General features: G+C 54.7%; 14 protein-coding genes. 10 read left to right on the plus strand and 4 right to left on the minus strand.

The annotated features are described in order from the left end of the window. The first annotated feature begins 20 nt into the window (after positions 1–20). The gene (gene rcsC, locus UR504_RS14230; protein WP_115875876.1) at positions 21–2,867 is read left to right on the plus strand and encodes a two-component system sensor histidine kinase RcsC; all 2,847 of its coding nucleotides are present in this window, start codon (positions 21–23) and stop codon (positions 2,865–2,867) included. An 88-nt stretch (positions 2,868–2,955) separates the two neighbouring features. Here rcsC and rcsB read toward each other — a convergent pair whose 3' ends face one another. Together rcsB and rcsD are read right to left on the minus strand one after the other, a co-directional pair. Continuing rightward, a complete protein-coding gene (gene rcsB, locus UR504_RS14235) occupies positions 2,956–3,606 on the minus strand; it encodes a response regulator transcription factor RcsB (RefSeq protein ID WP_003859405.1) in 651 nt (216 codons plus the stop codon). A 16-nt stretch (positions 3,607–3,622) separates the two neighbouring features. Continuing rightward, positions 3,623–6,295 (minus strand): phosphotransferase RcsD, encoded by a 2,673-nt coding sequence (gene rcsD / locus UR504_RS14240; protein ID WP_111965291.1) that lies wholly within the window; start codon positions 6,293–6,295, stop codon positions 3,623–3,625. Between the two features lie 743 nt (positions 6,296–7,038). On the opposite strand from rcsD, the gene UR504_RS14245 reads away from it, so the two are divergent. The 6 genes from UR504_RS14245 to mgtE all read left to right on the plus strand — a co-directional run bounded on the left by UR504_RS14245 (position 7,039) and on the right by mgtE (position 14,406). After that, entirely contained in the window at positions 7,039–8,151 is a 1,113-nt protein-coding gene (locus UR504_RS14245; protein ID WP_033146057.1) for a porin OmpC, read from the plus strand. Between the two features lie 114 nt (positions 8,152–8,265). Next, on the plus strand, positions 8,266–9,321 hold the full coding sequence (gene apbE, locus UR504_RS14250; protein WP_115875874.1) for an FAD:protein FMN transferase ApbE: 1,056 nt from the start codon (positions 8,266–8,268) through the stop codon (positions 9,319–9,321). A gap of 72 nt (positions 9,322–9,393) precedes the next feature. Then, positions 9,394–10,452: a bifunctional DNA-binding transcriptional regulator/O6-methylguanine-DNA methyltransferase Ada gene (gene ada, locus UR504_RS14255; RefSeq protein WP_320739825.1), complete on the plus strand. Its 1,059-nt coding sequence runs from the start codon at positions 9,394–9,396 to the stop codon at positions 10,450–10,452. Beyond that, on the plus strand, positions 10,452–11,108 hold the full coding sequence (gene alkB / locus UR504_RS14260; RefSeq protein ID WP_302235898.1) for a DNA oxidative demethylase AlkB: 657 nt from the start codon (positions 10,452–10,454) through the stop codon (positions 11,106–11,108). Before ada ends, alkB begins: the two co-directional genes overlap by 1 nt. A 69-nt stretch (positions 11,109–11,177) precedes the next feature. Continuing rightward, a complete protein-coding gene (locus UR504_RS14265) occupies positions 11,178–12,821 on the plus strand; it encodes a multidrug ABC transporter permease/ATP-binding protein (RefSeq protein ID WP_302235896.1) in 1,644 nt (547 codons plus the stop codon). A 148-nt stretch (positions 12,822–12,969) separates the two neighbouring features. Beyond that, positions 12,970–14,406, plus strand: coding sequence for a magnesium transporter (gene mgtE / locus UR504_RS14270; RefSeq protein ID WP_069303099.1), 1,437 nt, complete (start codon positions 12,970–12,972; stop codon positions 14,404–14,406). On the opposite strand, the gene UR504_RS14275 is transcribed toward mgtE, so the two are convergent. Beyond that, positions 14,369–15,658, minus strand: coding sequence for a SulP family inorganic anion transporter (locus tag UR504_RS14275; RefSeq protein ID WP_302235891.1), 1,290 nt, complete (start codon positions 15,656–15,658; stop codon positions 14,369–14,371). The genes mgtE and UR504_RS14275 overlap by 38 nt on opposite strands. Positions 15,659–15,845: 187 nt before the next feature. Between UR504_RS14275 and mqo the strand changes: the two genes are divergently transcribed. After that, the gene (gene mqo / locus UR504_RS14280; RefSeq protein WP_047652540.1) at positions 15,846–17,495 is read left to right on the plus strand and encodes a malate dehydrogenase (quinone); all 1,650 of its coding nucleotides are present in this window, start codon (positions 15,846–15,848) and stop codon (positions 17,493–17,495) included. Positions 17,496–17,588: 93 nt separating this feature from the next. On the opposite strand, the gene eco is transcribed toward mqo, so the two are convergent. Continuing rightward, positions 17,589–18,092 carry a serine protease inhibitor ecotin gene (eco, locus tag UR504_RS14285; protein WP_302235889.1) on the minus strand — a complete coding sequence of 168 codons (504 nt, stop codon included), beginning with the start codon at positions 18,090–18,092 and terminating at the stop codon, positions 17,589–17,591. A gap of 209 nt (positions 18,093–18,301) precedes the next feature. Between eco and UR504_RS14290 the strand changes: the two genes are divergently transcribed. Further along, positions 18,302–18,562, plus strand: coding sequence for a DUF2534 family protein (locus UR504_RS14290; protein WP_010433451.1), 261 nt, complete (start codon positions 18,302–18,304; stop codon positions 18,560–18,562). Positions 18,563–18,687: 125 nt separating this feature from the next. Beyond that, positions 18,688–19,875 carry an MFS transporter gene (locus UR504_RS14295; RefSeq protein ID WP_115875869.1) on the plus strand — a complete coding sequence of 396 codons (1,188 nt, stop codon included), beginning with the start codon at positions 18,688–18,690 and terminating at the stop codon, positions 19,873–19,875. The last annotated feature ends 318 nt before the right edge of the window (positions 19,876–20,193 follow it).

Genomic DNA, 20,193 nt, shown 5'->3' on the forward strand with positions numbered 1-20,193 from the left:
GACGGCGGAGCCTCGCCCCCTTGAAATACCTCGTCTCCTTTCGTACTACGCTGAAAGTCTCTCGCTATCTGTTTCGGGCGCTGGCGCTCCTGCTTTGGTTGCTGGTGGCCCTGTTCTCGGTGTTTTACATCGTTAACGCCCTGCACCAGAAAGAAGCGGAGATCCGCCAGGAGTTTAACTTAAGCTCCGACCAGGCTCAGCGCTACATTCAGCGAACGTCTGACGTCATGAAGGAGCTGAAGTATATTGCCGAAAATCGTCTGACGGCGGAAAACGGCATCCTTGCGCTTCGCGGGCGTGATGACAAAACCGAGGTCCCGGACTTCCAGCCGCTGTTCCCGGATTCCGATTGCTCCACCATGAGCAATACCTGGCGCGGGTCGCTGGAATCCCTTGCGTGGTTTATGCGCTACTGGCGCGACAATTTCTCCGCCGCCTATGACCTGAACCGCGTCTTCCTGATTGGCAGCGAGAATCTTTGCATGGCTGACTTTGGCCTGCGCGATGTGCCCGTTGAGCGTGATGATGCGCTGAAAAGCCTGCATGAACGTATTGTGAAATACCGCAATGCGCCGCAGGACGAGCGCGGGAATAACATCTTCTGGGTTAGCCAGGGCCCGCGCCCGGGCGTGGGGTATTTTTACGCCCTGACGCCGGTCTATCTGGGCAATCGCCTGCAGGCGCTGATGGGGATTGAGCAGACCATTCGCATGGAGAACTTCTTCACCCCGGGCAGCCTGCCCATGGGGGTGACCATTCTGGATGAAAATGGTCATCAGCTGATCTCCCTTGCCGGGCCCGATAACCGTCTAAACGTCGAACCGCACTGGATGCAGGAGCGGTCGTGGTTTGGCTATACCTCGGGTTTCCGCGAGCTGGTCCTGAAGAAGAGCCTGCCGCCTTCGTCGCTGAGTATCGTCTATTCGCTGCCGGTAGATATGGTGCTTGAGCGGATACGCATTCTTATCATGAATGCGATTCTGCTGAACCTGCTGGCGGGGGGCGCGCTGTTCACGCTGGCGCGCATGTATGAGCGGAAAATCTTTATTCCCGCAGAAAGCGACGCCCAGCGGCTCGAGGAACACGAGCAGTTTAACCGCAAGATTGTCGCCTCGGCGCCGGTGGGGATCTGTATTCTGCGTACCCAGGACGGAACCAACATCCTGAGTAATGAACTGGCGCATAACTACCTGAACATGCTGACGCATGAAGACCGGCAGAGGCTGACGCAAATTATCTGCGGCCAGCAGGTTAACTTCGTCGACGTGTTGACCAGTACGCACACCAATCTGCAGATCAGCTTCGTGCATTCCCGCTATCGCAATGAAAACGTGGCGATTTGCGTGCTGGTGGATGTTTCCGCACGCGTGAAAATGGAAGAGTCGTTACAGGAGATGGCGCAGGCCGCAGAGCAGGCGAGTCAGTCGAAATCCATGTTCCTTGCGACCGTAAGCCACGAGCTGCGCACGCCGCTGTACGGGATTATCGGTAACCTCGATCTGCTGCAGACGAAGGAATTGCCGAAAGGAGTCGACAGACTGGTGACGGCGATGAACAACTCCTCCAGCCTGCTGCTGAAAATCATTAGCGATATTCTCGACTTCTCTAAAATTGAGTCTGAGCAGCTGAAAATTGAGCCGCGGGAATTCTCACCGCGCGAGGTGATGAACCACATCAGCGCCAACTATCTGCCGCTGGTCGTGCGTAAACAGCTGGGGCTCTACTGCTTTATCGAACCGGACGTGCCGCTGACGCTGCACGGCGATCCGATGCGCCTGCAGCAGGTCATCTCCAACCTGCTCAGCAACGCCATCAAATTCACCGATACCGGCTGTATTGTGTTGCACGTCTGCCGGGCGGGGGATTACCTGAGCATTCGCGTGCGCGACACGGGGGTCGGCATTCCGGCGAAGGAGGTGGTTCGTCTGTTCGACCCGTTCTTCCAGGTTGGGACCGGCGTGCAGCGTAACTTCCAGGGAACCGGACTGGGGCTGGCGATTTGTGAGAAGCTCGTCAGCATGATGGACGGCGATATCTCTGTGGATACCGAGCCCGGCATGGGCAGCCAGTTCACCATCCGCATTCCGCTTTATTCGGCGCAATATCCGGCAAAAGCGACGGTAGACGGGCTGAGCGACAAGCGCTGCTGGCTGGCGGTGCATAACGCCTCGCTGAATGACTATCTGACGGCGCTGCTTACCCACAGCGGCGTGAGGGTGTGCCGTTATGAAGGTCAAACGCCGGACGTGGACGATGTGCTGATCGCCGACGAGATGCTGGAGCTGCCGTGGCAGGGGAGAGGGTCAGTGCTCTTCTGCCGTCGCCACATCGGTATCCCGGTTGAGCGTGCGCCAGGAGAATGGGTACACAGTGTCGCAACCCCGCACGAGCTGTTGAGCCTGCTGGCGCGTATCTACAAAGTAGAACTGGAAGAGAGCGAGGGCGCGGGCGGATTGCCGTCACCGGAGTCTCTGGCGTCGGTGAATGACGATATGATGATTCTGGTGGTGGATGACCATCCAATTAACCGTCGCCTGCTGGCTGACCAGCTTGGATCGCTGGGCTATCAGTGCAAAACCGCCAATGACGGCGTGGATGCGCTGAACGTGCTGAGTAAGAATCATATTGATATCGTGCTGAGTGACGTCAACATGCCTAACATGGACGGCTACCGTCTGACGCAGCGCATCCGGCAGCTTGGCCTGACGTTGCCGGTGGTGGGCGTAACGGCGAACGCGCTGGCGGAAGAGAAGCAGCGCTGTCTGGAGTCAGGGATGGACAGCTGTCTGTCGAAACCGGTGACGCTGGACGTGCTTAAGCAGACCTTGTCGATTTACGCGGAGCGCGTGAGAAAAACCAGAATATAAAAAAGGCCCGCAAGGGCCTTTTATGTTTTTTACCCTCTCCCGGGGAAGAGGGATGGGGTGAGGGCATCAGGCCGCACACCCGTCGGAATCAATCCTTGTCCGTTGCGCTCAGCGTGACGGAGGAGAGATAGTTCAGCAGTGCAATATCGTTGTCCACGCCCAGCTTCATCATCGCTGATTTCTTCTGGCTGCTGATGGTTTTAATACTGCGGTTCAGCTTCTTGGCAATCTCGGTCACCAGGAAGCCTTCTGCGAACAGGCGCAGAACTTCACTCTCTTTCGGAGACAGGCGTTTGTCACCGTAGCCACCCGCGCTGATTTTTTCCAGCAGACGAGAAACGCTTTCAGGCGTGAACTTCTTGCCTTTCTGCAGCGCTGCGAGCGCTTTTGGCAGATCGGTCGGTGCGCCCTGTTTCAGCACAATCCCTTCGATGTCCAGATCCAGTACCGCGCTCAGGATCGCCGGGTTGTTGTTCATGGTCAGAACAATGATCGAGATATCCGGGAAGTGGCGTTTAATATATTTGATGAGCGTGATCCCATCACCGTATTTGTCTCCAGGCATGGAGAGGTCGGTAATGAGCACGTGTGCATCAAGCTTTGGGAGGTTATTGATCAGTGCTGTAGAGTCTTCAAATTCACCGACTACATTCACCCACTCGATCTGTTCAAGTGATTTGCGAATACCGAACAGTACAATCGGATGGTCATCGGCAATAATTACGTTCATATTGTTCATGTATAAGGCTACCTTGCTACAGCAAGCTTTTGACGTAGGCGTCAATGTCGCTGATGTATTTTTCAATGCCAGAGGCATCTTTCTCACGAATTAGATGTTCCAGCGTTTCACATAACTGCTTGCCGGGAACCAGATTAAGCATGGCAAACACCCCTTTAAGCCGGTGTGCTGTCTGTGCCAGCGCTGCAAAATCATTCGCAGCGGACTCAGTATACAACCGCTTAACATCATCTGGTACTGTATCAACAAAGAGTGAATAGTATCCGCTGGCGTGAAGCTCGGCATTTTCATTACCGCCAAGCGGGGATTCCGCTATCTCTTCCTGCGCCAGCTGCTCTTCTATTAGTTGTAGTACAGCTTCCTGCATCGCATTGCTTATATTAAAGTTGACGCGCAGCTGGCCAGGGCCGATTTTCCGCACGCCTGACTCATCATCGCTTAAAAGCAAGCCGGAGGCAGTAAGATTAGACGGATTATCAGTTAAAAACAGATCAAATTCTTGACTTGCAAGTCTTTCATCCGGCGTGATGCAGGCCGCACCCCAGTTTTCTAACTGGCGAACGACAATATTGCGGATCTCGTTCGACGTAACGTCGACCATCACCACGACATCATCGAGCAGACGTTCTTCATCTTCTTCCTGCGGATTGGCGGCCATTTTCACGTGCAGAGAATAGCGGGTGCCGAGGGATTCACGGGCCTTGATATTGAGATGGCCGCCGAGCTTACGCGCCAGCTGATCGCATAGCCAGAAGGTAAGGGCATTTGCCTTGCCGTAGCGATCGCTTTGTGTGTCATTCAGGAACGGGAAGTGCAGATTATCAATTTCACTCGTGGTGACGCCTTCCCCGGTGTCCAGGATGCGGAACGTCAGGCGGTCTTCTGCCGACTCCTCCGTACTGACTTCAAGGGTGATTTTACCGATCTGCGTGGTGGTCACCGCGTATTGAATAATCATCAACAGTATGCGGCGCAACGCTTCACGATCGCCGTGGCGTTCGTCATTTGCCGGGAGATTGTTATTGATCAGCAGCTGCAGCCCTTTGCGCTTAATCACGGGCAGGACTTCCGGAACCACTTCATCAATCAGAGCCTGAATAGAGAAGAGGCTTGGCGTTCCCTTCCAGAAATCATTCTCCAGCATGTTCGCCAGCTGGATCTCATCAACCATTCTGACCAGCGAGTCGGCCTGACAGGCAAGCTGGTGGCTTTCTGACGTATTTAACGCCGCCGCCTGGGTCGCCAGCGTTTTTAACGGCTGCTTGAAGGCATCGCCAATGTTCTGCATAAATGCGGCGCGCCCCTGCTGGTTTTTCTCATACAGCCTTTGCGCCTGCTTGAGCTTTTTATTCACCAGCACTTCGCGATCCTGATCGCGGATGATGAAGATTTGCGTGCGTGGAGCCACCTGGCTGCGGAACTGGCGGATCTCGTACAGTTCATTGTTGATGGTGGCCTGAATCACCCCCTGGTGCTGATCCGCCATGGTGGTGATATTCTGCAGGTTAAGATGCGGCAGCAGATGGTCGGCAATTTTGTTGCTCATCACCGTACGATTCGCTTCCTGGTCGTGAACTAAGACCCCAAGCGGCAGCACGGAAACAATCTCTTCATTCAGCGCGCGTAATACGCGCAGCTCATTGCTGGTGCCGGCAGGAACCGCAGAGGCGTCGCTTTGACGCCCCGACTGGAAACGGAAGGTGCTGTACCCAAACAGGGCCAGCGCCAGCAGACCGATATTCAGCAATAGAGGCAGCAGGATATTTTGCAGGGTATCCAGCAGCAGCGTGCCAAACGGCACCTGCCACACCAGACGCATACCGGTCGAGTTCAGGGATGAGGCAATTTCGATTTTCGAGCCGTTAAAGGAGATCGATACGCTCTCTGCGGCCTCTTTGTCAGATGCCGCACGCATGTTCTGAGTGCTGCTGTCGGGCTCCAGACGGAAACTATCGAGCGGCATGTCCGGTGGGATTAAATCATTTATCGGTAAATCGAAGGCGACCACCGTCGCCAGATGTCCTGGCTGGTTGAACGTGGTGCGCAGAGTAAAATAATGACCGTTTTGCCATGCCAGACGGCGCAGAGAAGAGAAGCTCTCACGTTCATCAAGCGCATTCGCCTGTTGCAGCATCTCTGCCCGGCGGGAATCGACGATGCTGCCCACGGTGGTCTCTTTAAACCCGGAAGAGAGATCTTTTAACGGCAGCGTAGAGATCAGGATCATGCTGTTGTCCTGACCATTCAGATAATACATCGACCATGGCACCGTTTCGGCACCCCAGAGGGTATCCAGATAGGTCGAAATACGCTGCGTCATCTCAAGCGTCGCGCTGTCGTGAGAGCCAAAAATAAGCGCCTCGGTTTTACGCTGCGGTTTTTCGAGGTAATAGACATCCTGCTTAAGCCGCGTCTCCTGAAGTCCATCTCCGGACGAGGAGGCAGGCGCGGCCGCGATATTGTCGTAAATCTGCCATGTGGCGTAGCGCCAGGTATCTATGCGCTTATGGACGGCGTGGGTGATATCGACGACCTGATAGCTCTTATCCTTCAGCCATGCATTAACCGCGCTTTGTACCATCACCCCCATGGTCACTAACAGCACAACGATCAAAAGAAGAAAGAAACGGGTGATGCTCCCGGGAAGGAGGGAGAATTTGCTCGGGGCGGTGGTTTCAGTCTGACTCATTGATATCTTTAACCCGTTGTGGTCGTGCTCTGTGGCGATAGGGCAGTATAAAGGGTAATAACTGAATTTCCAGCGCCACTGTCCGGGAAGAGGCGACTTTTTCACTGGACAATATCGGCGGTGGATGGAGCAATAAACGTGTACAAACTCGCCGTGCGCGTACAAATAATAAATGCGCTAAGCCAGCAAATAGCACGAATTAACAAGAAATTAAGCGCTATATCATTTGCGTGCCAGAGAAAGATAGCCGGTGAGAAATTAGTTAATAGTCGTTACAATTTCGGATCGGTAGCACAAAAAATGAGAAGTTACGTAAAGAAAGGTAAAAAAAAACCGAATGCGAAGCATTCGGCTCAATTAGGGATAAACAGACATTCAAAATTGAATGACGGTAATAAATAAAGTTAATGATGATAGCGAGAGTTATTTTAGAGATTAGGTGCGATCTTGTTTTGTCATTCAGTGCTGTAACGGATTTTATTGTAACCTATTGATTTGTATGTGGTGTATTTTTCGTTTGATTATAAGTGCTAATTTTCTAAGCTATTTGTGCTTTGTAAAAGTTCCTTGATATTTACATTTTGAAACATGTTGATAGATAAATGAAACATCTTCAAAGTTTTCGTATCATATTCGCATTGGATTATTCTGTAATTTTGCGGAGAATGAAATTGCCGACTGGCTAATGAGGGTTAACCAGTAAGCAGTGGCAATTATAAGGCATATAACAGAGGGTTAATAAAATGAAAGTTAAAGTACTGTCCCTCCTGGTACCAGCACTCCTGGTGGCAGGCGCAGCAAATGCGGCCGAAATTTATAACAAAGATGGCAACAAATTAGATCTGTACGGTAAAGTTGATGGTCTGCACTATTTCTCTGACGACAAGGGTGCCGACGGCGACCAGACCTACATGCGTCTCGGATTCAAGGGCGAAACTCAGGTTAACGATCAGCTGACCGGCTACGGCCAGTGGGAATACCAGATCCAGGGCAACACCTCCGAAAGCGAAAATGATGCCTGGACGCGTGTGGCGTTCGCGGGTCTGAAATTCGGTGACGCGGGTTCTTTCGATTACGGTCGTAACTACGGCGTAATCTACGACGTAACCTCCTGGACTGACGTTCTGCCAGAATTTGGTGGCGATACCTACGGCGCAGACAACTTCCTGCAGTCCCGTGCAAACGGCGTTGCGACCTATCGTAACCAGGACTTCTTTGGTCTGGTGGATGGTCTGAACTTTGCTCTGCAGTATCAGGGTAAAAACGGCAGCGTAAGCGGTGAAAACGTGGGTGGACGCAGCCTGCTGAAACAGAACGGCGACGGCTACGGTGCTTCCGTGACCTATAACCTGGGCGAAGGCTTCAGCGTAGGTGGCGCAATGTCCTCCTCCAAACGTACTGCCGATCAGAACGGTGCAAGCGTTTACGGTCATGGCGATAACGCAGAAGTCTATTCTGGTGGCCTGAAATACGATGCCAACAACATCTATCTGGCAGCGCAGTACTCCCAGACCTACAACGCAACCCGTTTCGGTACCTCTAATGGCGACAGCCCGACTACCGCTTACGGTTTTGCTAACAAAGCGCAGAACTTCGAAGTGGTTGCTCAGTACCAGTTCGACTTCGGTCTGCGTCCATCCGTGGCCTACCTGCAGTCTAAAGGCAAAGACATCGAAGGTTACGGCGATCAGGATCTGCTGAAATATGTTGACGTTGGTGCGACTTACTACTTCAACAAAAACATGTCCACCTATGTGGATTACAAAATCAACCTGGTTGATGAAAATGAATTCACCCGTCAGGCGGGTATCGGTACTGACGATATCGTAGCGCTGGGCCTGGTTTACCAGTTCTAATCGCTTTATCGTGTGACGTAAGGGGCCTGATGGCCCCTTTTTTGTGCTTCCCCGATTCTCACTACTCACCCGTTTTGGTGTACTCTTGCCGCCCTGGCATGAGGATAATAATGAATGGACATGACTTTTTTACGCGCCAGCTTTCTGGCTATGCTTTTTTTCCTGACCGCGTGTGACGATCCCGCGCCCGTGGCGAAAACCGACGCACCCGCCGCGACGGTGCTCGAAGGCAAAACGATGGGAACCTTCTGGCGCGTCAGTGTGATGAACCTCGATAAAACTCGCACGGATGAGCTTCACGGCAAAATTCAGGCGCAGCTGGACGCCGACGATCAGCTGCTCTCAACCTATAAAAATGACTCGGCGCTGATGCGCTTTAATCTCTCCACCAGTACCTCTCTGTGGCCGGTGAGCGAGGCGATGGCCGATATCGTGACTGAATCCATACGCGTGGGTTACAAAACTAACGGGGCGATGGATGTGACCGTCGGCCCTCTGGTGAACCTCTGGGGATTTGGCCCGAATAAACAGCCGGTGAAGACGCCTGAACAGGCGGCCATTGATGACGCCCGCGCCCGAACGGGGCTGCAGCATCTGACGGTGATCAACCAGTACGGGCAGCAGTACCTGCAAAAAGATATTCCCGATCTGTTTGTCGATCTGTCAACGGTCGGGGAAGGCTATGCGGCGGATCATCTTGCTGCACTGATGGCGCAGGAAGGCATTTCCCGTTATCTGGTCTCGGTTGGCGGCGCGTTGGTCAGCCGGGGCATGAACGCCAGCGATAAGCCGTGGCGCGTAGCGATTCAAAAACCAACCGATCGGCAAAATGCCGTGCAGGCGATAGTGGATATCAACGGACATGGCATCAGTACATCCGGAAGCTATCGTAACTATTACGAGCTTGACGGGAAGCGTATTTCACATGTTATCGATCCGCAGACCGGGCGCCCCATCATGCATAATCTGGTCTCAGTGACGGTCATTGCCCCCACCGCGCTGGAAGCGGATGCCTGGGATACCGGGTTAATGGTTCTCGGCCCGGAAAAAGCTAAAGAGGTGGTCCGTCAGGAAGGGCTGGCGGTTTATATGATTGTTAAAGAGGGCGACGGGTTTAAAACCTGGAGCTCGCCGCAGTTCAACAGTTTCCTGGTCAGCGACAAAAATTAAAAAGCAAGGTTGCGGGTTTTTTATCGGTGGCGCTCAGGCACGCTCTATATATGCTTATACGAGGAGCCGATCATGAAAAACCCAACCTTAATTACCGATGAGGATCGCTGGCAGGCCGTGCTGGCCCGCGATCCGCTCGCTGACGATCAGTTTGTCTTCGCCGTGCAGACAACGGGTATTTTCTGCCGTCCGTCATGTCGCGCCCGCCACGCGCTGCGTAAAAATGTTCGTTTTTATCCTGATGCCCGGCATGCCGCTCAGGCAGGGTTTCGCCCATGTAAGCGCTGCATGCCGGATAAACGCGATCCGCAGGCGCAGAAGCTGGCAAAAGTGGAACATGCCTGCCGGCTTCTGGAGCAGGATCCTGCGTTAACCCTGGAGAAGCTGGCGGAGCAGGTAGCCATGAGTCCTTTCCATTTCCACCGCCTGTTTAAGTCGGTGACGGGCATGACGCCAAAAGCCTGGCAGCAGGCTGCGCGGGGTCAGCGCCTGCGCACCGCGCTTGCGCAGGGAGACAAAATTACCGACGCCGTGCTGGCGGCGGGATTTCCCGACAGCAGTAGCTATTATCGTAAAGCCAACGATGCATTAGGCATGACGGCGAGGCAGTACCGTAAAGGAGAGGTGGCCGTGCGGTATGCCATCGATGACTGTTCGTTGGGACGCTGTCTGGTCGCCGAAAGCGAGCGGGGGATCTGCGCTATTCTGCTGGGTGACACCGATGCTGAAGTAACCGCAGAGCTTGCCACGCAATTTCCAAAAGCTACGCACGCGCCGCTGGACGACGCCTTTGTGCAGCGGATCCGCCTGGTTATTGCCAGTATTGATAACCGCGACGTACCGCTTGCGCTGCCGCTGGATATCCGTGGAACCGCTTTCCAGCAGCGCGTCTGGCAGGCACTTCGCAACATTCCCTGCGGCGAAACGGCAAGTTACCAGCAGGTGGCGCAGGCGATTGGCCAGCCCAGGGCGGTACGCGCCGTTGCCGGAGCCTGTGCGGCAAACACGCTGGCAATTGTGATCCCCTGTCATCGCGTGGTTCGCAACGACGGCGCGCTGTCGGGTTACCGTTGGGGGACGGCGCGAAAAGCGCTATTACTGAAACGTGAGGCGAAACGTCAGGAGGGATAATGCTCGATCTTTTTGCGGATGCTGAACCCTGGCAGGAGCCGCTTGCGCCGGGGGCGGTTATCCTGCGTCGCTTTGCTCTCTCCCGTGCGGAGGCGTTGCTTGCCGGAATTGAAGAAGTCACAGCGGTTTCACGGTTTCGTCATATGGTAACGCCGGGCGGCTACACCATGTCGGTGGCCATGGCCAACTGCGGCGAACTGGGCTGGGCGACGAACGAGCGGGGCTATCTGTATGCCCCGAACGATCCTGCGACCGGCCAGCCCTGGCCTCCGATGCCTGCGGTTTTTCAGGCGCTTTGCCGTGAGGCCGCCGTGGCAGCCGAGTATCCTGACTTTCGGCCCGATGCCTGCCTCATTAACCGCTATGCCGTTGGCGCAAAGCTCTCGCTGCATCAGGATAAGGATGAACCCGATCTGCGCGCGCCTATCGTCTCGGTATCGTTAGGTCTGCCCGCCGTCTTCCAGTTTGGGGGATTACGCCGCAACGATCCGCTCAAACGCATCATGCTGGAACATGGCGATGTGGTGGTGTGGGGCAGGGAATCGCGGCTTTATTATCACGGCATTCAGCCGTTAAAACCCGGCGTCCACCTCCTCACGGGTGAGTACCGCTTTAATCTGACCTTCCGTCAGGCGGGGATGAATAAACTAAAATAAGAATTATTCTTGATGTCCGCGCAGGGCAGTTTACACTGCTGGCTGATTTTTATTGTCCGGATTGCCTGCATGCAACTACTTCTCCTCGTCTGGCGTCAGTATCGCTGGCCCTTCATCGCCGTTATGGCGTTAAGCCTTGCCAGCGCCGCGCTGGGTATTGGCCTGATCGCATTTATTAACGTGCGGTTGATAGAAATGGTCGACACCTCGCTCTCCGTATTGCCGGAGTTTCTTGGCCTTCTGCTGCTGTTGATGGCGGTTACGCTCGGCTCACAGCTGGCGCTGACCGCGCTTGGCCACCATTTCGTTTTTCGTTTGCGCAGTGAGTTTATCAAGCGGATCCTGGACACCCAAATAGAGCGCGTTGAGCAGCTCGGCAGCGCCTCCCTGCTGGCGGGGCTGACCAGCGACGTGCGCGCCATCACCATCGCGTTCGTTCGTCTGCCGGAGCTGGTGCAGGGGATCATTCTGACCTTTGGCTCGGCGGCCTATCTCGCCTGGCTCTCCACCAAAATGCTGGCGGTGACTGCACTGTGGATCGCCATCACCATCTGGGGCGGTTTTATGCTGGTGTCGCGCGTCTATAAACACATGGCGGTGCTGCGCGAAACCGAAGATAAGCTCTATAACGATTACCAGACGGTACTGGAAGGGCGTAAAGAACTCACCCTGAACCGCGAGCGCGCCGAGTATATCTTTAACAATCTCTATATTCCGGACGCGCGCGAATATCGGCATCACATTATTCGCGCCGATACCTTCCACCTGAGCGCGGTGAACTGGTCAAACATTATGATGCTGGGTGCCATTGGCCTGGTATTCTGGATGGCGAACAGCCTGGGCTGGGCGGACACCAACGTAGCGGCAACATACTCACTGACGCTGCTGTTTTTGCGCACGCCGCTGCTCTCGGCGGTCGGCGCGTTGCCCACCTTGCTGAGTGCGCAGGTGGCCTTTAATAAGCTCAAAAAATTCGATCTCGCGCCGTTCCAGGCAGAATTTCCGCGCCCGCAGGCCTTCCCGAACTGGCAGACGCTCGAGCTACGTAACGTCACGTTCCGCTATCAGGACAGCGCCTTCTCCGTGGGGCCGGTCAACCTGACGATCCGACGCGGCGAGCTGTTGTTCCTGATTGGCGGCAACGGCAGCGGTAAATCGACGCTGGCTATGCTGCTCACCGGGCTTTATCAGCCGCAGTCGGGCGAGATTTTGCTGGATGGCAGGGCGCTGAGCGCGGAGAAACCCGAAGATTACCGCAAGCTTTTCTCAGCGGTATTCACCGACGTTTGGCTGTTCGATCGGCTGCTGGGGCCGGATGGGCAGCAGGCTAATCCGGCGCTGGTGGAAAAATGGCTGGCGCAGCTGCAGATGTCGCACAAGCTGGAGTTACAAGACGGGAAGATCCTCAACCTGAAGCTTTCCAAAGGGCAGAAAAAGCGTGTGGCGCTGCTGCTGGCGCTGGCGGAAGAGCGTGACATCATCCTGCTCGACGAGTGGGCAGCGGATCAGGACCCGCATTTCCGCCGCGAATTTTATCAGGTGCTGCTGCCGCTGATGCAGGAGATGGGCAAAACCATTTTCGCCATCAGCCACGACGATCACTACTTCATTCATGCTGACCGCCTGCTGGAGATGCGCGACGGCAGGCTGAGCGAGCTGACCGGTGAAGAGCGCGATGCGGCATCGCGTGACGCGGTGGCGCGTACGGCCTGATGCCCTCACCCAAACCCTCTCCCACAGGGAGAGGGGAGAGATCGTGGCCGTAATGCCGCTTTTTTCTCCATCCCGGCCCGTTGTTTATTCTTATTTACATATCCCCGCGCTATGCTTAACCCCAACTCATTTAATGGATTTATGATTGATGTCGGTATTAAAGAAAAACAGCGCCAGACAGCGTGACCAGGAGCGCGCGCGACTCATCTGGCTTCTCACGACCGATAAAGCGGTCACTTCTACGCTATTAGGCAAACTCACCCTGGCTGAGCAATATGATGTCGGCACCCTGGCCGACGATATTGCTGAGGTAGGTGCGCTGGTTGCTCACTTACCCCCGCCGGATCTGGCTGACACCCTTGAAGCGCTTCCCTCGGAAGAACGTCACGCCCTCTGGCGTCTGGTACAGGATCACGAGCGCGGACAGGTTCTGCTTGAGGCCTCCGAAAACGTCTGGGACGACCTGATCGACGAGATGAGCGACCGGGATATTCTTGACGCTCTGCAAACGCTGGATATCGACGAGCAGATTTACCTCGTTCAGCACCTGCCGCGAAACCTGACCGGTCGCCTGCTGGCGTCACTGCCTGCGGAGGAGCGGGCGCGCGTGCGTCAGGTGATGCACTACGAGAAAAACAGCGTCGGCGCGATCATGGAGTTCGGCGTTATCACGGTGCGACCGGACGTGACGCTCGGTACCGTGCAGCGCTATCTGCGTCGCCTGGGCAAAATGCCGGACAACACCGATAAGCTGTTTGTCACCTCCCGGGACAAAACCCTGCTCGGCGAGCTGGAGCTGAAAACCATCCTGCTCAACAGCACCCAGCGGAAGGTGAGCGAGGTGATGGAAAACGAGCCGATGGTCTTCTCCCCTGAAGACGATGCGGAGAAAGCGGCGCGAACCTTCGAACGTGACGACCTCGTGAGTGCTGCCGTCGTGGATTCCGTCGGCAAACTGATGGGGCGTCTGACCATCGACGAGATCGTTGACGTGGTCTACGAAGAAACCGATAACGATCTGCGTGCGCTCGGAGGGATCAGCGCAGAAGATGACGTCCATGCCTCCGTCGGCAAGGCGGTGAAAACGCGCTGGGCGTGGCTGGCCATTAACTTGTGTACCGCGTTTATCGCCTCCCGCGTGATTGACGGCTTTGAACACACTATTTCGCAGCTGGTGGCGCTGGCCTCGCTGATGCCGATTGTGGCCGGGATTGGCGGCAACACCGGAAACCAGACCATCACCATGATTGTCCGCGCGCTGGCGCTGGAAAATATTCAGCCCGGCAACTTCGCCTTTCTGATCTTCAGAGAGATGGGTGTGGCGTTGATCAACGGCCTGGTATGGGGCGGCATTATGGGCGGCATCACCTGGTGGCTGTATGACGATATGGCGTTAGGCGGAGTGATGATGCTGGCGATGGTGCTGAATTTGCTGGTGGCATCGATGATGGGCGTCATTATCCCGTTGACCATGACCAAACTGGGGCGCGACCCCGCGGTGGGGTCGAGCGTGATGATCACCGCCATCACCGATACCGGCGGTTTCTTTATTTTTCTTGGACTGGCGACGATTTTTCTTCTTTAAGCCGACGCTTAATGTGGGCGGGGAGGAGTGCCATGACGAGAATCCCGCCCAGCACGCCAATTGCCAGATTGCCGGTTGATACCGTGGCGGCAACGGTGACCAGCATGACGACCGTTTCCGCTATCGGGGCCGTTTTCAGCGTGGCGGGCTGAAGGCTGTGCCAGCTGAAGGTTTTGACGGCGACGATCGCCATAATGCCCGCCAGCACCGCCATCGGGATGTTGGCCATCACCTCGCTAAGTGCCGTCACCAGGATCAGCAGCACGATGCCCGCAGCGAAGGTTGAAATGCGGCTTCGGCCTTTCCCCATCTCCACGTTAACGATGGTTTGTCCTATCATCGCGCAGCCTGCAATACCACCGTAAAATCCGGCCAGAATATTGCCGACGCCTAATCCAATGCTTTCGCGGCGTTTACTTGACGGTGTCGCGGTCAGCTCATCCACCAGCTTTGCCGTGAGCAGGGACTCCAGCAGGCCGACAAAGGCGATGCTCAACGCGCACGGCCAGATAATGCTCAGCGTCTGTAAATTGAGGGGAACCAGAAGTTCACTAAGTCCCGGCAAACCGCCGCTCATTGAGCCTTCATCGCCCACGGTCGGCAGGCTTTGCCCGGTTGAAACGGTAAACAAGGTTAACAGCACAATCGCAATCAGCGGGGAAGGGATGTTTTTGATATAGCGCGGCACCCACAGCACGATCAGTAGCGTCAGCACGAACAGGCCCACAATCAGCGGGCTTCGGCTCCAGAAATGCGGCACCTGAGCTAAGAAGATCAAAATGCCCAGGGCGTTAACAAACCCGGTCATGACCGACTGGGGAATAAAGCGCATTAGCCTTGCCATGCCCAGCACGCCAAACAGAATCTGAATCACGCCAGCCATGAGCACGGCGGGAAGAATGTACTGCACGCCGTGCTGATGCACCATCGGGCCAATGACCAGCGCCACGGAACCGGCCGCTGCCGTGACCATCGCCGGACGACCACCGAGTACGGACAGGGCAAGACACAGCACCACGGAGGCGATCAGGCTGACCTTCGGGTCAACGCCCGCCACCACCGAAAATGAGATGACCTCGGGGATCAGCGCCAGGGCGGTAATCACGCCTGCCAGCGTTTCGCGCGTCAGCTGCTTAGGGGAACGCAGCACGTTGGCTACGCGGTTTTCGGGGGATACAGCAGAATGGGGTAAGGACATAACAGTTCGCTGGTTAGGGCAGGCTTCCGTGCGCGCGATCACAAAACGCAACATACTAGCCAGTAAAACCGCGCTTTACCAGACGCATCGCTAATTCCTCACAAACAATCCATCATGAAATTTCACAATTACAATAATTTCGTAACCTTTAAACAATATTTAAAAGTTGTTACCGTGCCCCCGCAGCTTTTTTCACCTGCAATTTCCACGCATCAAGCACTTTTACACTAAGGCATAAATTATGAAAAAAATGACTGCCATGCTCTTTTCTCTGGCCGTGGGGCTTAACACCGTCTCCATGGCGGCGAAAGCTGACGCACCAAAAGAGCAGGAAACGGACGTCCTTTTAATCGGTGGCGGGATCATGAGCGCCACGCTGGGAACCTATCTGCAAGAACTGCAGCCGGACTGGTCTATGACCATGGTCGAGCGCCTTGATGGCGTGGCGCAGGAGAGTTCGAACGGCTGGAATAACGCCGGTACCGGCCATTCGGCACTCATGGAACTGAACTATACGCCGCAGAAAAAGGACGGTTCCATTAGTATCGAGAAGGCAGTAGAAATCAACGAAGCATTCCAGGTTTCTCGCCAGTTCTGGTCTCATCAGGTCAACAGCGGCGTGCTGCACGACCCGCACTCCTTCATCAACACCGTGCCGCACATGAGCTTTGTGTGGGGCGAGCAGAACGTCAACTTCCTGCGCGCGCGCTACGCCGCTCTGCAGCAGAGCACGCTGTTCCGCGGGATGAAATACTCTGAAGACCACGCGCAGATTAAAGAGTGGGCTCCGCTGGTCATGGAAGGTCGTGACCCGAACCAGAAAGTGGCGGCGACCCGTACCGAAATTGGTACTGACGTTAACTACGGTGAAATTACCCGTCAGCTGGTGACGTCTCTGAAGAAAAAAGAGAACTTCAATCTGCAGCTCAGCACCGAAGTGCGCGGTTTCAAGCGCAACGCGGATAATAGCTGGAGCGTGACCGTTGCCGATCTGAAAAACAATGAAGCTGAACACGTCATCAAGGCGAAGTTTGTCTTCATCGGTGCGGGCGGCGCGGCGCTGAAGCTGCTGCAGGAGTCCGGTATTCCGGAAGCTGACGACTACGCGGGCTTCCCGGTCGGCGGTCAGTTCCTGGTGTCCGATAACCCGGAAGTGGTGAATCGTCATCTGGCAAAAGTGTATGGTCAGGCTTCCGTGGGCGCGCCGCCAATGTCCGTTCCACACATCGACACCCGTATGCTTGACGGCAAACGCGTGGTGCTGTTTGGACCGTTCGCGACCTTCTCCACTAAATTCCTGAAAAACGGCTCCCTGTGGGATCTGCTGAGCGCAACCACCACCTCTAACGTCAAGCCGATGATGGACGTGGGTCTGGATAACTTCGATCTGGTGAAATACCTGATTAGCCAGGTGATGCTCTCTGACGACGATCGTTTCGAAGCGCTGAAAGAGTACTATCCTCAGGCGAAGAAAGAAGACTGGCGTCTGTGGCAGGCGGGTCAGCGCGTGCAGATTATCAAGCGCGATCCGAAAGAGGGCGGCGTGCTGCGTCTGGGTACCGAAGTGGTGAGCGATAAGGATGGCACAATCGCCGCGCTGCTGGGCGCGTCACCGGGTGCGTCTACCGCTGCGCCAATCATGCTGCACCTGATGGAAAAAGTGTTTAAAGATAAAGTCGCCAGTCCGGAATGGCAGGCGAAGCTGAAAACCATTATTCCATCCTACGGCACGAAGCTGAACGGTAACGTGGACGCGACGGAGCAGGAGCTGGAATACACCAGCCGCGTACTGCAGCTGCAGTACATCAAACCGCAGGCTGCGGATGCTGCGCCAAAAGCGGAGCTGAAGCCTCAGCCGGAAAACAAACCGGTTGCGGATATCGCGCTGTAAGGTAAAAAAGCCGGGTGGCGCTGACGCCTACCCGGCCTATATTCGGTGTTGTTTTGTAGGTCGGGTAAGGCGAAGCCGCCACCCGACTTAATTTCAACGTACGACAGCCTGCTCAATCTTCTCTTCAGCCTTCCACACGCGATACTTCACTTCCACGTTTTCAGGCGTATAAACCACGATCGGCAACTTGCTGTTGTAGCGCAGCAGGCTATTGTCGCCCAGATAAGCGGTCACAAATTTCTTCTCTTTCTTGCCGTCCGGGCAGGCCATCATGGTGGAGACCGGAGAGGTCACTTTATCAAAGACGTAGTAGTCATAACCCCAGCCTTCCAGCGTTTTGCTTTCCAGCTGACCGCCCAGACGATGCTGGTTGCAATCCACTTCCAGCGTCTTGCCAATCAACAGTTCCACTTTGAAATTCGCTTCATCCTGATGTGCCGGTAGCTGGATCACCTGACGCTTCATCCCTTTATCCGCTTTCGGGTACGGGGCGACTTTTTCCAGCGGCTGCTCTTTAGGTGTTTCGCTGGCGAAAGCACTGGTGCTGACACATGCGGCGGCGATGAGTGCGATGGCAAATTTAGGTGCGTTTTTCATTGTCATTCCTTTATGTCAAAACGATCCTGCACAGGTTAACATATCAGTTATGCATGATTGGTGTTATTTACTTACATTTTCAATATTAATAGCTCAATAAACCACATATTTGCCATTTAAGTAGAGATTTGTACTGGCGTGGAGTCCGGCAGGCGTTTGTGTTATTTTAGACCCTCTATAATGTTATTCATCTGTAAAAGGGAAGAGAGATGGTTCGTGCAAAACTGAAAACGCCTGAAGGCCGCAAGTTCCTCCTGGCGCTGCTGGTTGTGTTTATGATTGCTGCCGCGTGCGTGGGGCGGGCCACGATTGTTGGCGTTATCGAACAGTACAACATTCCTCTCTCTGCCTGGACAACCAGCATGTATGTCCTGCAGTCGGCGATGATCTTTGTCTACAGCCTGGTGTTCACCGTTCTGCTGGCCATCCCGCTGGGCATTTTCTTCCTGGGCGGACGTGATAAACACTAGACGCCGATTTGCGATATCGAAGCCATCCTGCGGGGTGGCTTTTTTTATGTCTAATAATTTTTATTCGCATTTCCAGGATATTCTGTTTCAGACAAGACATTTCAACATGAAGCAGGAGATGCGCAATGTTATCCCGGTTTGCAACGCTCAGCCGGATCCCGAAAGGAGTCTGGGTGGTGGGCGGCGTCAGTATGTTAATGGATATCTCCTCGGAGATTATCCACAGCCTGCTGCCGCTGTTTATGGTGACGACGCTGGGCGCCAGCGTTATTTTCATTGGTTTGATTGAAGGTCTGGCTGAAGCTACGGCGCTGTTTATCAAGGTGTTTTCCGGCGCCATCAGTGACTATCTGGGCAAGCGTAAAGGACTGGCGGTTCTGGGCTACGGTCTTGGCGCATTGAGTAAACCGTTGTTCGCTATCGCCTCTTCTTCCGGCATGATCCTTGGGGCGCGCTTAATCGACCGGGTCGGGAAGGGGATACGGGGAGCGCCGCGCGATGCGCTGGTTGCTGATGTTACGCCGCCGGAACTTCGCGGCGCGGCCTTTGGGCTGCGTCAGTCGATGGACACCGTCGGCGCATTTCTCGGGCCGCTGCTGGCCGTAGGATTAATGCTGCTGTGGAACGATGACTTCCGCACGATTTTCTGGATCGCGGTGATCCCCGGCGTGCTCGCCGTGGCGCTGCTTTTCTTCGGCCTGCATGAGCCGAAAACGCCCGTCGAACATAAACGCACGAACCCCATCAAAAAAGAGAACCTCAGGCGTCTCGGGAAAGGCTGCTGGTGGGTCATTGGCCTGGGGGCCATCTTCACGCTCGCACGTTTCAGTGAAGCATTTCTTGTGCTGCGCGCACAGCAGTCGGGGGTGCCGCTGGCGCTGATCCCGCTGGTGATGGTGGCCATGAATCTGCTCTATTTCCTCTCTGCCTATCCGTTTGGCAAGTTATCGGACGGGATGAGCCACACCCGATTACTGCAGTGGGGTCTGGTGATGCTGATTGGGGCAGATATTGTGCTGGCGCTGAGCACCCACTGGGCTGGAATGCTTCTGGGCGTCGCGTTTTGGGGAGTACATATGGGTATGACCCAGGGATTACTGGCGGCAATGATCGCTAAAACCGCACCGCCCGATCTGCGCGGCACTGCTTTCGGTATTTTTAGTCTGGTCAGCGGCGTGGGATTATTAATCGCCAGCGTGGGAGCCGGCGCGATATGGGAAACGTTTGGCGCGGAATATACGTTTTATGCCGGAGCGGTGATTTGTCTGGCTACGCTGGTGTATCTGCGCAAAACCCCGGACGAGGCGAAATAAAAAAACCAGCCATCAGGCTGGTTTTCAGTATGTTTTTGGTCGGCACGAGAGGATTAAATAAAGCAATATAATATATTGATTATAATTGATTTTTTTAATTGCACTGTATCAGTGTATGCCTAAGCGTATGCCTAAAAGGTAAAGTCATCTTAGATAGAGGAAAAACACTGCTACTCTAAAATTTCACCTGACTGAAGGATTGCAGTATGAATCGCCACGGGTTTAACAGACACCTCAGAGTCATTTAAGATGACTTAAAGAGAGGTGCCCATGAGCGGTAAGCGTTATCCTGAAGAGTTTAAAATTGAAGCAGTCAAA

The sequence above is a fragment of the Enterobacter sp. 241F3 genome, from assembly GCF_034106785.1.
Classification (GTDB): Bacteria; Pseudomonadota; Gammaproteobacteria; order Enterobacterales; family Enterobacteriaceae; genus Enterobacter; species Enterobacter vonholyi.